The sequence below is a fragment of the Streptomyces sp. NPDC032745 genome, assembly GCF_055579465.1.
This window is the reverse complement of record NZ_JBVING010000012.1, coordinates 235,782-249,152: the sequence shown is the minus strand read 5'-3', so window position 1 is coordinate 249,152 and position 13,371 is coordinate 235,782. Positions and strand designations below refer to the sequence as shown.

Below are 13,371 nucleotides of genomic sequence, written 5' to 3'. Positions count from 1 at the left end.
TCCCCTTCGGTGCACACGACGGGGGCCAGGAGGGAGCTCTCCGCCTGCTTCGCGCGCGCAGCTGTCCGCGAGGGGGCGCAGGCCCCGTGCTGCGGCGATCTGGAAGTCATGCTTCTCTCCTCCTGGCACTCGTCGAGTGCCAGTCAGGCCCTCGGCTCGAGGGCGACGACGAGTCCTCAGACGGTGGCGGGTGGCGGCGGCGCGAGGTCGCGCGGCTTGTCTGCGCCCATACCCATTTCCGTCTCGGCGTTCTCTTCGATCCGGGCCATGGCGGCGCGCAGGATGGGCGGCGCCATGAGCGAGGTCACGATCGCAACGAGGATGATGATGGTGTACGTCTCGGGACCGAGGATGCCGAGCCGCAGCCCGACCATCGCCACGATCACCTCGATCACCCCGCGGGAGTTCATGCCGGCACCGAGTGCGAGGGCCTCCCACCGGCCCAGCCCGCTCAGCTTCGCGCCGGCGTAGGCACCCGCGAACTTGCCGAGGACGGCGACGGCGAGCACTGCGCATGCAGCGGCCAGAACGGCGGGCCTGGTCAGTGCGGTCAGGTCCATCCGGAGTCCGGCCGTGGCGAAGTAGACCGGGGCGAGGAAGGCCAGCACGGTCGTTCGCAGCGGGGCCAGCTTCTCCCGGTCCAGCTCGCCGCAGGTGCCGATCAGTACGCCGCACACGAAGGCGCCGAAGACCGCTTCCAGTCCCATCGCGTGCGTCGCCACCGAGCCCAGCAGGACGATCAGCGCCGCCACCGCAACGGTCGGCCCGGCGTCCGGGGACCGGTTGGCCGCCCGCAGCGCGATCCTCACCACGGGGCGGCCCACCAGCACCGCGAACAGCACGACGCCCACGGGGCACAGCAGCGAAGTCGCGATCTTCCCGGTGGTCAGCCCGGCCGTTGCCATCGCCGAGACGATGGAGAGCAGGAACCAGCCGATGACGTCGTCGATCACGCCGGAGGCGAGCGTCAGCTGTCCGACCTCGCGGTGGAGGAGGTTCATGTCCATCAGCGTCTTGGCGATCACCGGGATCGCGCTGACGCACAGAGCCACCCCGAGGAACAGGGCGAAGACCGTCGGGTCGGTGTCGCCCGGCAGGAGCGAGGCGGGCAGCAGGAGGCCCGTGCCGACGCCGAGCACCAGGGGCAGGATCAGACCGGCCAGACTCACCCGCATCGCGGTGGCCCCGCGCCGTTTGACGAGGTCGAACTTGAGCTCCATGCCGGTGACACCGACGAGCAGCAGGACACCCAGCTGCCCCACCGCGTCGAGGAGGTGCATCTGGGCGGGCTGCTTCGGCAGCAGCCAGTCGGCGAAGTCGGGCAGCGCGTGGCTGAGGACCGAGGGGCCGAGGAGCACTCCGGCGAACAGCTCGCCGACGATCGCGGGCATCTTGAACCATGCGGCCAGCTGGCCGAGGGTGATGGCCAGGAGAAGGAGGAGCGCCAGCTGGAGCAGGAGCACCAGCAGCGAGTGGTGGGCGATGGCCGGGACGGGTAAGGAGCTCATCTCACATCACTTAGGCTCAGGGCCTGCCGGGCGTCAAGACGCTCTGGCGGACCAGCCTCTCCGTCAGCAGTGCGGTCACGTCTGCGCTCTGGGCGGCGAGGAAGAAGTGGCCTCCCGGGAATACCCGGAGCTCCGTCGGCCCGGTGGTGTGCGCCTCCCAGGAGGCCGCTTCGTCGATCGAGACCCGGGGGTCGCTGTCTCCGGTGAGTACCGTCACCGGGCAGTCCAGCTTCCGGCCGGGTTCGTACTGGTACGTCTCGACGGCACGGTAGTCGCTGCGGAGGGCCGGCATGATCATTTCCAGCAGTTCCGGGTCGGCCAGCATGGCCGCGTCGGTTCCGCTCAGCTTGCGGAGCTCGGCGACCATCTGTGCGTCCGACCCGAGGTGGACCACGTCGTCGCGGTAGCGGGAGGGGGCCCGCCGGCCGGACGCGAAGAACCGCACGGGCGAGGGGAGGCCGGCGTCCTGCATGCGCAGCGCGAGCTCGTAGGCGAGAACGGCGCCCATGCTGTGCCCGAACAACGCCATGGGCAGATCGTCGAGATGGCGCACGGCCGCGAAGATCTGATCCGCCAGGTCGGGGATGCTGGGGATGTTCGGCTCGTGGCGTCGCTCCTGCCGCCCCGGGTACTGGATCGCCAGCACCTCCACCGCAGGCGCGAGCGCCTTGGACACGGGGAAGTAGAAGCTCGCCGATCCGCCTGCGTGCGGCAGGCATACGAGGCGGACTTCACTGTTCGGCGCCGGGTGAGATCGGCGAACCCACTTTTCGAATTGCTCCGCCGGCTGAGGCACGGCAATACCTTCCTTTCAGGAATCACCCTTGGCACGCTGCTGCCCCACCGCGGGTCGACCAACGACCGGCGGCGGGAACCGCGCCGATCCCGAGACTTGTATCTTCGTTCAGGAGGGTAGGACAGGTGCGACCGGCCGGACATCCCTCGATCTGATAGCTCATCCGAAAAATTCCGCGCTCCGCCTCGAAGACATACGGGCATGTGTCAGTCTGTGGTTTCCCGAACGCGCAGGAGGCAATCAAAATGAGGATCACCGCGGACGTCGACAAGTGCATCGGTGCAGGTCAATGCGTGTTCACCGAGCCGGAGGTGTTCGACCAGAGCGAGCATGACGGCACGGTCATCGTGCTGAATGCCGAACCCGATGGCGAACTCCTGCAACAGAAGGCCCGTGAGGCGTCCTACGTCTGCCCGGGCCGGGCCATCTCGCTGGTGGAATGAGCCGGCGGACGGACCCGGCCAGCACGGAAATCGCCGCCTGAACATCCCTCAACCTGATAGGGTTTCCTGCTCCTTGACACGTACCGAAAAGCCGGAATACCATTCTGGCAATTTTCCGGCGTGGCGGAATTCAGCCCTTCAAACAGCGCGGACCTGTGAGTCTTCCTCGACGCCGTTTTCCGAAGTGCGCGCTGATCTGCCCACAGCATGCGAGTAGGGGCACGATGCCAACCATGCGAACGCACGATACGTACTCGAATCCGACGGACACCGACGTCGTCATCGTGGGCAACGGGCCGATAGGTGCCGCGCTCTCGGTACTGCTCGCCCAGCGCGGCTGGCGGGTGACCGTACTCGAGCGCCGTGCCCGGCCGTACCGGCTTCCCCGCGCGACCAGCTTCGACGGGGAGACCGCGCGCCTCCTGGCGGCCACCGGGATCGGCCCGGATCTGGGCCGGGTCACCGAGCCGGCCAACGGCTACCAGTGGCAGACCCCCTCCGGCGCGGCGCTGCTGGACATCGCGTTCACCACGGCCGGTCCCTACGGCTGGCCGGATGCCAACACGATGCACCAGCCGGCCCTGGAGGAGCTGATCGCCGCCAGGGTGGCGGCACTTCCCGGCATCACGGTGCTGCGCGGGCACGAGGTCGTGAAGATCGCCGACGGCGAGGACCTGGTGGAGGTGACGACGGCCACCGACGACGACGCGACACGCGTCCTCTCCGCGCGGTGGGTCGTGGGGTGCGACGGGGCCAACAGCTTCGTGCGCGACCACCTCGACGTCTCCGTGACGGACCTCGGGTTCTCCTACGAGTGGCTGCTCTGCGACGTCGAACTGCGCCAGCCGCGCGAGTTCACCCCGACCAACGTGCAGATCTGTGATCCGGCCAGGCCCACGACCGTGGTGGCCAGCGGCCCCGGGCGCCGGCGCTGGGAGTTCATGCGCCTGCCCGGCGAGAGCACCGCCGAGCTCAACCGGGACGAGACGGCCTGGCGGCTGCTGGCGCCGTTCGGCGTCACCCCCGACACGGCCACCCTGCTGCGCAGCACCACGTACATCTTCCAGGCCCGCTGGGCCGACCAGTGGCGCGTGGGTCATGTCCTGCTGGCCGGAGACGCGGCCCATCTCATGCCGCCGTTCGCCGGGCAGGGCATGTGCTCCGGCATCCGGGACGTCGTCAACCTGGCATGGAAGCTGGACCTGACGCTCCGCGGCCTCGCGGACGAGTCCGTACTGGACAGCTACACGGAGGAACGCCGGGCGCAGGCCAAGGAGGCGATCCTGGCGTCGGTCCAGCTGGGCCGGGTGATCTGTGTGACGGACCCGGCGGCGGCCGCCGAGCGGGACGCCACGGTGCTGGCCAACCGGCGCGGCAAGCCGGCGGGGCGGCCGGAGCCGGCGAAGGCGCTCTCGGGCGGTCTGCTGCACCGGCGGTCCGGAGCGCAGGCGGCCGAGGCGCCCGCGGGTGCCGTCGTACCGCAGGGACGAGTGGCGCACCAGGGCCCCGCCGCTCTGTTCGACGATGTCGTCGGCCGTGGTTTCGTCCTGCTGACCACCGACGATCCGCACACCCTGCTCGACGAGGAGCGGCTTTCGTTCCTCGCCGGCCTCGGGGCGCACGTGGTGCGGCTGCTGCCGCCCGGACAGGCATCAGAGGAGCACGGCTCGGCCGATGTGATCGGCGTGGTGGATTCGGACGAGGTCTACGGGCCGTATCTGGCGCGGTTCGGGGCGACTTCGCTGCTCGTCCGTCCCGACTACCACGTCTTCGGTGCCGCGAGCGGCCCGGCCGGCACCGAGTCGCTGGTCGACGACCTGCGGGACCAGTTGCGTGCCGCGGTGCCGGCCGGTGCACCGCACCGGGCCGGCTGACGGTCGTACGCGGTCAGGGCGCGGTCAGGGCGCGGTCAGCCGGGCGAGCGCCACTGCGCCGCGCAACGAGGACAGGCCCCCCAATGCTGCCGGCTCCACCGGCAGCGGGGGTTGGCCCGGGCGGGCGAGCTCGGCGAGGTGACCGGACACCAGCCCGACGAGCTCGGGGACACCGGCCGCGAAGCCGCCGCCGATCAGGGCGAGACGGGGATGGACCAGTTCCTGGACGCCGGCCACCGCGGCGGCCAGGGCCCGGGAGGTCTCCTCGACCGCGGTGACCGCCCACGGCGCCCCTTCGCGCAGCGCCCGCCGCAGTTCCCCGAAGGGGGCGGGCGCTCCCCGCAGACGGGCCGCGCGGCCCAGGGTGGCCGGTCCGGAGGCGATCGCCTGGAGGCATCCCCGGCGGCCGCAGACGCACTGCGCGCCGCCCATCGCGACGATCACGTGTCCGATCTCGAAGGAGCCCCGGCCCAGCCCGGGGCACAGCGCCCCTTGCAGGACGAGGCCGCCGCCGATGCCGGTGCCCACCCCGAGGTAGAGCAGGTCGTCACAGCCCGACGCCTGGGCCTCCGCGAGCGCACCGAGGTCGCCGTCGTCCGCCCAGGCGACGGCCGCTTCGGGGAACAGCGCGCGCAGCGACTCGTCCAGGTCGAGCCCGTTCCACTCCGGCCGGCTCGGCCAGGCGGTGACCCGGCCGGCCGGGTCGACCGTGCCGGGCATCGCGACGCCCACCGCGCGGAGCGGTACTCCGAGTCTCGCCCGTAGTTGCTCCACGTGGTGGGCGAGTTGAGCGAGGTCCCGGTCGGCGCTGTGCCGCGGGCCCCACCGGAAGGCGGACTCGTCGACACGCTCCGCGCCGGCCTCCACCCGGAAGGCGACCTTGGTGCCCCCGATGTCGACACCGAGGTGATGTGCCTTCTCCATGCCCTTGGACGACCCTCAGCCGCGGGGCACGGACGGGCACAGCGCCAGCAGTTCGGCCGGGCGGTGCAGGACGGCGCCCGGCAGAGCGCCCAGCAGTGCGTCCTCGTCGTCCACCTCGGCCCACAGCGCGGCGGCCGAGGCCACACCGGCGCCGTGGGCGCTGGCGATGTCGGTCGGTGCGTCACCGATCATGATCGCCTCCTCGGCCGGCAGCCCCAGCAGCTCGAGGGCGCGCACCACGATGTCCGGGGCGGGCTTCGGGCGGGCGATCTCGTCCGAGCCGATCACGTGGTCGAAGAAGGGGAGCAGGCCCAGCTGTTCGAGCAGGGACCGCGCCCGCGGCCCGCTCTTGCCGGTGGCCACCGCGAGCTTGAACCCACGCGTCCGCAGGGTCAGCAGCAGCTCGGTGATGCCCTCGAAGACCGGCACCTGGTGCGCGAGCCGATAGCTCTCGCGGACGAACGGCTCCTCCATCTCCAGCGGGAGGCCCATGATCCGCATGATGTCCGGGAAGTAGCGCCCCTGGTGGCGCCGGTACTCCTCGAACGGCGCCTGGCCCTCCCCGACGACCTCCTTGTACGCGATGGCGAAAGCCTCTTCCATCACGGCGAAGCTGTCGACGATGACCCCGTCCAGGTCGAAGATCACGGCGCGCCTGACCGACGGGCGCGTCTGCGTCACCGTCGCTGATGTCCCTGCCATTGAAATTGTCACGTCATGCCATCCCGTACGTCTGCTCGTTCTCTTTGGAACCGTGGTTCCACTGGTTTTCCGCGCCGTCTACCGGTAGGCGGGCACGGCGTTCCGGGCGCGCACGGAGCGGGCCGACGCGTAGAAGTCCTCGATGACGCGGACCGTCGTACGGGCCTCGCCGATCGCCCTGCCGCGGTTGCCCGGATCCCCCAGGAATCCGGCGAGGCGGCACAGCTGGCGCCGGTACTCGTTGCCGATCGGCTCGTCCGGCACCGGGACCGACGTGGTGGTGCCTTCACGGGTCAGCGTCAGCACCGAGCGGGGCTGGCGGTTGGGGCTGAAGCCGAAGGTGCACCTCAGCTCGGCGGTTCCCTCGCTGCCCACCACCTGGATCTGGGACACGTCCCGTGCCTCGTGCGACGCCCAGCTGGCGTGCAGGGCGACGGAGACGCCGTCTTCGCGGACGAAGAAGCCCCGGGCGGTGTCCTCGACGTCACCGGCGGTGTCGGCGACGGGCTGGTCGTGCCGCCATGCCGCGCTCCAGGAACCGACGTTGACGAAGTCGCTCGCCGTCACGCCGACGACCTCTGCGAAGCGGGCGGGACCGAGCAGGGAGGCGAGCGTGTCGAGCAGGTGCCATCCGAGGTCGAACAGCACACCGCCGCCGGCCTTGCTGCGCTGGGTGAACCAGCCGCCGGCCTTGGGGATCCCGCGCGCCCGGACCCAGGACAGGTCGACGTGGCGGATGTGGCCCAGGTCGGGCACCAGGCTCGCCAGGGCTCCCACATCGCTGCGGTAGGGGGCTGCGCTGCCGGCCAGCAGCATGGCGCCGCCGCTGCGTTCGGCGGCTGCCAGCATGTCGGCCTCGGCGGAGGTCAGGCACACCGGCTTCTCGAGGAAGACGGAGATGCCCTTGCCGAGCAGGGCCGCGGCCACCTCGGCATGCAGGAAGTTGGGTACGGCGACCACGGCGAGGTCGACCGACTGGGCGGTGAGCGCGTCCACCGTCGCGTGGACGGGAATGCCCGGCACCACGCCGAACGCCTCACGCGCCGCCGGTTCGGTGTCGGCGACGGCCACCACTTCGAAGTCGCCGTGCTCGCTCAGCAGGGGGAGCCACAGCTCACGCCCCGCCCAGCCGAGCCCGACGATGGCCACCCTGACGCTCATACGGCGCTCACAGCGTCGGCGATGATCGCGGCCGTACGGTGCATGTCCTCTTCGGAGGCGAGCAGCGTGCGGTGGTGCAGCCAGATGCAGTCCTGGCTGATGGCCTCGGAGTTGGGGCAGCGCTCGGCGAGCTCGTCCGGGGTGGCGTCTGGTGCGCCGATCTCCCAGAAGGCGTCGGTGCGGTAGATCGCGCGGAAACCGGCGAACGCCGGCAGGCCGGCCTCCACGAGCCGGTCGACGAGAGCGTTGCGGTTCTCCTCGCCGATGCCGGGCACCCGGAACATCGCCATGTAGTGCGAGGGGACGTCGGTGCGCTCGTCGCCTCGCTGCGGGACCACCCGGTCGATCGACTCGAGCAGCTTGGACAGCACGGCCCAGCGCTCGTGACGCGTGGCGATCTGCCCGTCCAGGCGTCGCAGCTGCGCGCGCAGCACCGAGGCGGAGAACTCGTTGAGCCGCAGGTTGGAGCCGGCGATCGAGTGGAGGTACCGGCGGTCGGTGCGGGGCCGTCCGCAGCTGTGCCGCAGGAACGCGGTCTCGTACAGCTCCGAGTCCGGGAACAGTACGGCGCCGCCCTCGCCGGCGGTCATCAGCTTGCCGTTCTGGAAGCTGAACGCGGCGACCGAGCCGAGCTCGCCGACCCGCTTGCCCTGCCAACGGGCGCCGTGGGCGTGCGCGGCGTCCTGGAGCAGCGGGACGCCCGTGTCGGCGGAGAGCTTGGCCAGTGCGTCCATGTCCGCCAGGAAGCCGGCCATGTGCACCGGCATGATCGCCCGGGTCCGCGAGGTCACGGCGGCGGCGGCCGCCGCCACGTCGATGGAGTAGGTGTTCTCGTCGACGTCCACCGGTACGGCGACCGCGCCGAGCCGCTGCGCCGCCTGGGAGGACGAGATGAAGGTGAAGGCCGGGACGATGACTTCGGTGCCCGGCCCGACGCCCATGACCTGCAGGGCGAGTTCGAGGGCGTGGGTTCCGTTCGTGACCGCGAGGGCGTGGGCGCCGCCGTGGTGCTCGGCGAACTCCTGCTCGAAGGAGTCGACTTCGCTTCCGCCCATCCGCCACCACTGGCCCTGCTCGAGTGCGCGGATGAGCCCTTCCCGCTCACCCTCGTCATACTGAGGCCACTGGGGGAATTCCGGCGCCTGTCGCACGTTCATGTTTCTCCAAGGAATGGATCTGACTCGACGCGAGGTGCGGAGTGGGCGGGGCACTGTGCTGCTACGGAGGAAGACGCGCGCACACGAGCAGTCGCCGTCGAGATCGCGGAAGAGGCGCACACTCCGCCCCGTGCAGCGTCATGTGCAGTCAGAAATAGGCTGAATTACAAGTCCAAAATAGAGCTCCGCCTGCGACAGCGCATCCCTAGATTCGGTAGTCGTGCCGTGAGTTCAGTGCAAGTCGAAGAAGATTCGATAGGAATTCAGTTGCCCCTCGAGCATGTGAATACCGTGATGGACGGGGTGGCCCAGTGCGGCTGCTTCCCGGAGGAGCCGCGTCTCACGGGGTTTCATGACGATGTCGGCGACCACGCAGCCGGGCGGCAGGCAGTCCAGGGGGAACGGAAGCGGATCGTCCGCACGCATTCCGAGCGGCGTGGCGTTCACCGCGATGTCGATGCCGGTGTCGCGCAGCTGCGGTCCGGTCAAGGCGCGTACCCGGCCCGGCCAGTACGCGCCGAGGCGGGTGACCAGCGCGCCGAGCTTCGCGGTGTCCGTGTCGTACACGCACAACCGGTCCACACCTGCCGTCAGCAGCGCCGCGGCGACGGCGCTGCCCGCGCCCCCCGCGCCGACGAGCGCCACCCGCCGGCCGTGGGGGTCGTGCCCGGCCCCGACGAGACCGGCCACGAAGCCCGAGCCGTCGAAGTTCTCCGCGAGCCAGCTGCCGTCGGCCTCCCGTCGCAGCACGTTCGCGCTGCCGACGATGTCCACGGTCGGGCCGCAGCGGTCGGCCAGCCGGCGAACGGCGACCTTGTGGGGCACCGTGACGAACATGCCGTCGAGGTTCTCCACGCGCTGCAGGCCGCGCACGATCTGCTCGAGGTGCTCCGGCCGGGCGTGCACCGGAACGAGCACCGCGTCCATGCGCAGGCGGGCGAAGAGCGGATTCATCAGCCCGGGTGCCTGGACCTGGGCGATGGGATCCCCCAGCACGGCGTACAGCCGGGTGGTGCCTTTGATGGGCGTACCGGTCGGACCGCCGGTCATCGCAGCACTGCTTCGAAGTCGGCGATACCGGCGGCAGTCATCTCCGGGACGGAGAATGCGAGTTCCATCGACTGCTCGGCGTTCAGGCGGGGATCGCAGGCCGTGTGGTAGCGGCCCGGCAGGTCGGCTTCCGTTGTTCCGGAGGCGCCGCCGAGGCATTCCGTGACGTCGTCCCCCGTCGCTTCGATGTGAATTCCGCCGGGGTGGGTGCCCAGTCGTCGGTGGACTTCGAAGAATCCGGCTATCTCGTCGTTGATGTGACTGAGATTGCGCGTCTTGTATCCGTTGGCCGATGTGTACGTATTGCCGTGCATCGGATCGCACTGCCAGATGACCTGGTGGCCGGAGGCGGTGACCCTCTCGACGATCGGCGGCAGGACGTCACGGACCTGCCTGTGCCCCATACGGCTGACCAGGGTCAGTCGCCCGGGTTCACGGTGCGGGTCGAGCCGCCGCACGTATGCGGCGGCCGTCTCCGGGCTCGTGCCCGGACCGATCTTGAGGCCGATCGGGTTGGACAGCAGTTCCGCGAATGCGATGTGCGCGCCGTCGAGCTGGCGGGTGCGCTCGCCGATCCACAGGAAGTGCCCCAGCCCACTGGCCAGACGGGGCTCGGGCCCACTGGTGTCCACCCGCAGCAAGGACTGCTCGTATTCGAGCAGGAGCGCCTCGTGGCTGACGTAGATGTCGCGGTCGCCGTCGCCGTCGGCCTCGCTGAACGTGCGCACCAGAGCCATCGCGCGTGCGGCGTCGGCGTGCGCCCGCAGCATCCGGTAGGGATCGGGCGTCCGGGCCGCGAGCGTGGGCTCGATGGAGTTGATCATGTCGCCGCGGTAGACGGGCAGCCCCCGTGCGTCGACGGTCTGGGAACGGGGCTTGGCGTACTGGCCGGCCATGCGGGCGACCTTGACGACGGGCAGTCCGAGGCGGCGGGCGAGCACTTCGGCCATGTCCACGAGCGTCCACAGATTGGCGCGCACATGGGCTTCGGTGTTCGCGGCGAAGGTCTCGGCGCAGTCACCGCCCTGGAGCAGGAACGCCTCGCCGCGCGCGACCGCGGCGAGCCGGCTGCGCAGCCGTGCCGTCTCGGCCGGCGTGACGATCGGCTCGGCGCGGCTCAGCAGGGCCACCGCGTCCTTCGCCTGTTCCGGGTCTCCCCAGATCGGCTGCTGCGCGGCCGGCTTGGCGAGCGCCGCTTCCAGCTTGTCGAACAGCAGGCGGTCCGCCGGCCGGACGGCGCCGGCCGATCCGTCGAGATCGGCCGGCCACTGAGTTGCACGTGTCATTTCTGAGCCGCATCGGTCGTGGAGGCTCCGAGCGCGGCGTCGCCGACGAGATCGGCCATGCGTGCTCGGGGCATCCGGTCCAGGACGCGCGCGACCACCTCGTGCGGTACGTCGCTCACCAGTTCCGCGCCGTTCGCGCCGTCCAGAACGAACGAGAGTCCGTTCATCGCCTTCTTGTCGTGGCGCATCAGTTCCATGAGGGCCGCGGGCTCGGCCTCTACGGGCAGGGCGGCGGGGAGACCGTAGTGCCGGACGACGTCCTGGTGCTCCGCCACCCGCGCCTGGTCGATACGGCCCAGGGCGCCGGCGAGCCGCCCCGCGAAGACCGTTCCGATGGCCACCCCCTCGCCGTGGCGCAGCGCGAAGTCGGTCGCCTTCTCCAGCGCATGTCCCAGCGTGTGGCCGTAGTTGAGCGTGTGCCGCAGCCCGGCGTCCCGCTCGTCCGTCTCCACGATGCGCGCCTTGAGGCTCACACTGGCGGTGATCTGCTCCTCCAGCGACAGCCCGCGCAGGTCCGCCGCACCGATGAAGTGGCAGCGGGCGATCTCACCGAGACCGTTCAGCAGCTCCCGCCGCGGCAGGGTCGACAGGTAGTCCGTGTCGCAAAGCACCGCGCTGGGCTGCCAGTACGCGCCGACCAGGTTCTTGCCGGCCGGCAGGTTCACCGCCGTCTTCCCGCCGACGCTGGCGTCCACCTGGGCGAGCAGCGTCGTGGGCAGGTGCACCACGGGCACGCCCCGGTGGTAGAGCGCGGCCGCCAGCCCGACCACGTCGGTGGTCGTGCCGCCGCCGCAGGAGACGACGACGTCGGACCGGGTGAGCCCGAACCGCACGAACTCACCGCACAGCGCCTCCACGGTGGTGAGGGTCTTGTCCTGCTCGCCGTCCCGGGCCGGCAGCAGCAGGGTCTCCACACCGGTGTCCGGCACCCATTCCTCCGGGCGGGCCGACACGACGACGGCCCGTCTGGCGCCCAGCCGTTGGACGACCTCGGCAAGCGACGTACGCACCCCCGGGCCGATGAGTACATCGTACGAATGATCTCTGAGGCGCAGAGGAATGGAAGCCATGACGTCCCTACCGGCCCGCCGTCGCCCTGCGGACGCGCGCCTCGGCCCGCTCCTTGCGGTCGGCCTCGTCCAGCTCGGGGTAGACCGGGCAGCCGAAGACCCGCCGGAACGGCTCGAAGGTGTCCCACTCCGTCCGCTTGCGCATCTCCTGGGCCACCGAGTTGTGCTCGCTCCAGAAGTCGCCGCCGATCAGCCGGACGAGGTACTTCTCCAGGGTGTCCCGGTCCGTGGAACGCGCGGCGTCGGCGGCCATGGCCACCAGCTCGCCGTCGTAGTAGGCGTGGATGAGCCGGATGTACGTGTCGTAACCGGTCTTGAAGAAGCTCGCGTACTTGTCGATCAGGTGGTCCTCCTGCGCGGGATCCTTCAGCGCAGCCCCGATCGTCTCGGCGGCACGGACGGCGGTGGTCGTCGCCACCAGCACACCACCGGAGAACATCGGGTCGCCGAAGCAGCCGGCGTCTCCGACCATGACCCAGCCCGGCCCGGTGACGGTGTCCGAGTGGTAGCAGTAGTCGGTCTCGACCTTGAGGTCCGTGGTGGGGCGGGTTCCGGTCAGGCGTGCGGTGATCCGCGGAATCCGGGCGACGTGCTCCTCGAACGCCTTCTCCGGCGTCGACGCGCGCAGCGCATCGCGCGGCATGACCGTGCCCACGCTGATGTCCTCGGTGGACAGCGGGATCGCCCAGACCCAGCCGTCGTCGTGGGCGCCGACCTGGATGTCGCCCTCGACGCCGAGGTTGTTGCTCTCGTCGAGTCCGGTGTAGTGCCGGAACACGGCCACCATGCGGAGCTTCTCGAGCGTCTTGCGCAGCCCGAAGCGGTTGGCGATCCGGCCGGCCCGACCGCTCGCGTCGATCACGTAGGACGAACGCACCTCGTGGCTCTGGCCCTCGCGCTCGTAGCGGACGCCGACCATGCGGTCGCCTTCCATGAGCAGCTCGTTCACGTTCGCACCGAAGAGGACCTTCGCCCCGGCCTCGGCGGCCTGCTCGGTGAGCATCTTGTCGAACCTGGCGCGCTCGACCTGGAACGCGCGGGGGAACCGGCCTTCACCCTGCTTGGTGAAGTCCGCGCGGAAGACGCCCTCGAAGAACTTCTTCTCGGTGGGGTCGATGAACTCGCCGCCGAACTTGGGGACGTAGCCCTGGGCCTCGACCGTCTCGCGCAGGCCGATCTGGTCGAACAGGCCCATCATGTAGGGGAGCAGGGACTCGCCTATGTGGAACCGGGGGAACTCGTCCCGCTCCAGCAGCACCACGGAGTGCCCCTGCTTGGCGAGCACCAGGGCGCTGACCGCGCCGGCCGGTCCTCCACCGATCACAACCACGTCAGCGGTGTCGTTCGTCATCACATTCCCCTTCTGATTCCAACTCGTGCATGTTTCACCCGCGATGAAT

12 protein-coding genes are annotated in these 13,371 nt (G+C 70.3%); 2 read left to right on the top strand and 10 right to left on the bottom strand.

Annotated elements, in window-relative coordinates:
- Window positions 1-176: 176 nt before the first annotated feature.
- Window positions 177-1,508, bottom strand: coding sequence for a cation:proton antiporter (locus tag ACZ5WG_RS28555; RefSeq protein ID WP_468726862.1), 1,332 nt, complete (start codon window positions 1,506-1,508; stop codon window positions 177-179).
- Window positions 1,509-1,524: 16 nt separating this feature from the next.
- Window positions 1,525-2,304 (bottom strand): thioesterase II family protein, encoded by a 780-nt coding sequence (locus ACZ5WG_RS28550; protein WP_468726861.1) that lies wholly within the window; start codon window positions 2,302-2,304, stop codon window positions 1,525-1,527.
- Window positions 2,305-2,549: 245 nt separating this feature from the next.
- On the opposite strand from ACZ5WG_RS28550, the gene ACZ5WG_RS28545 reads away from it, so the two are divergent.
- Both ACZ5WG_RS28545 and mhpA read left to right on the top strand, forming a co-directional pair.
- Window positions 2,550-2,747, top strand: a complete 198-nt coding sequence (locus tag ACZ5WG_RS28545) for a ferredoxin (protein WP_468726859.1) — start codon at window positions 2,550-2,552, stop codon at window positions 2,745-2,747.
- Between the two features lie 233 nt (window positions 2,748-2,980).
- Window positions 2,981-4,621, top strand: coding sequence for a bifunctional 3-(3-hydroxy-phenyl)propionate/3-hydroxycinnamic acid hydroxylase MhpA (gene mhpA, locus ACZ5WG_RS28540; protein ID WP_468726857.1), 1,641 nt, complete (start codon window positions 2,981-2,983; stop codon window positions 4,619-4,621).
- Between the two features lie 24 nt (window positions 4,622-4,645).
- On the opposite strand, the gene ACZ5WG_RS28535 is transcribed toward mhpA, so the two are convergent.
- From ACZ5WG_RS28535 to ACZ5WG_RS28500, 8 genes are all read right to left on the bottom strand, one after another.
- Window positions 4,646-5,545, bottom strand: coding sequence for an ROK family protein (locus tag ACZ5WG_RS28535; protein ID WP_468726856.1), 900 nt, complete (start codon window positions 5,543-5,545; stop codon window positions 4,646-4,648).
- Window positions 5,546-5,560: 15 nt separating this feature from the next.
- Window positions 5,561-6,226, bottom strand: coding sequence for an HAD-IA family hydrolase (locus tag ACZ5WG_RS28530; protein ID WP_468726854.1), 666 nt, complete (start codon window positions 6,224-6,226; stop codon window positions 5,561-5,563).
- 99 nt (window positions 6,227-6,325) lie between these two features.
- Window positions 6,326-7,408 (bottom strand): Gfo/Idh/MocA family protein, encoded by a 1,083-nt coding sequence (locus ACZ5WG_RS28525; RefSeq protein ID WP_468726853.1) that lies wholly within the window; start codon window positions 7,406-7,408, stop codon window positions 6,326-6,328.
- On the bottom strand, window positions 7,405-8,565 hold the full coding sequence (gene rifK, locus ACZ5WG_RS28520) for a 3-amino-5-hydroxybenzoate synthase (protein WP_468726852.1): 1,161 nt from the start codon (window positions 8,563-8,565) through the stop codon (window positions 7,405-7,407). The genes ACZ5WG_RS28525 and rifK overlap by 4 nt, the downstream gene beginning before the upstream one ends.
- Before the next feature lie 231 nt (window positions 8,566-8,796).
- Complete coding sequence (locus ACZ5WG_RS28515) at window positions 8,797-9,615, bottom strand: shikimate dehydrogenase family protein (protein ID WP_468726850.1); 819 nt, start codon at window positions 9,613-9,615, stop codon at window positions 8,797-8,799.
- The gene (locus ACZ5WG_RS28510; RefSeq protein WP_468726849.1) at window positions 9,612-10,901 is read right to left on the bottom strand and encodes a 3-deoxy-7-phosphoheptulonate synthase; all 1,290 of its coding nucleotides are present in this window, start codon (window positions 10,899-10,901) and stop codon (window positions 9,612-9,614) included. The genes ACZ5WG_RS28515 and ACZ5WG_RS28510 overlap by 4 nt, the downstream gene beginning before the upstream one ends.
- Window positions 10,898-11,971, bottom strand: coding sequence for a 3-dehydroquinate synthase family protein (locus tag ACZ5WG_RS28505; protein WP_468726847.1), 1,074 nt, complete (start codon window positions 11,969-11,971; stop codon window positions 10,898-10,900). Before ACZ5WG_RS28505 ends, ACZ5WG_RS28510 begins: the two co-directional genes overlap by 4 nt.
- Window positions 11,972-11,978: 7 nt before the next feature.
- Window positions 11,979-13,322: an NAD(P)/FAD-dependent oxidoreductase gene (locus ACZ5WG_RS28500; RefSeq protein ID WP_468726845.1), complete on the bottom strand. Its 1,344-nt coding sequence runs from the start codon at window positions 13,320-13,322 to the stop codon at window positions 11,979-11,981.
- Window positions 13,323-13,371 lie beyond the last annotated feature (49 nt).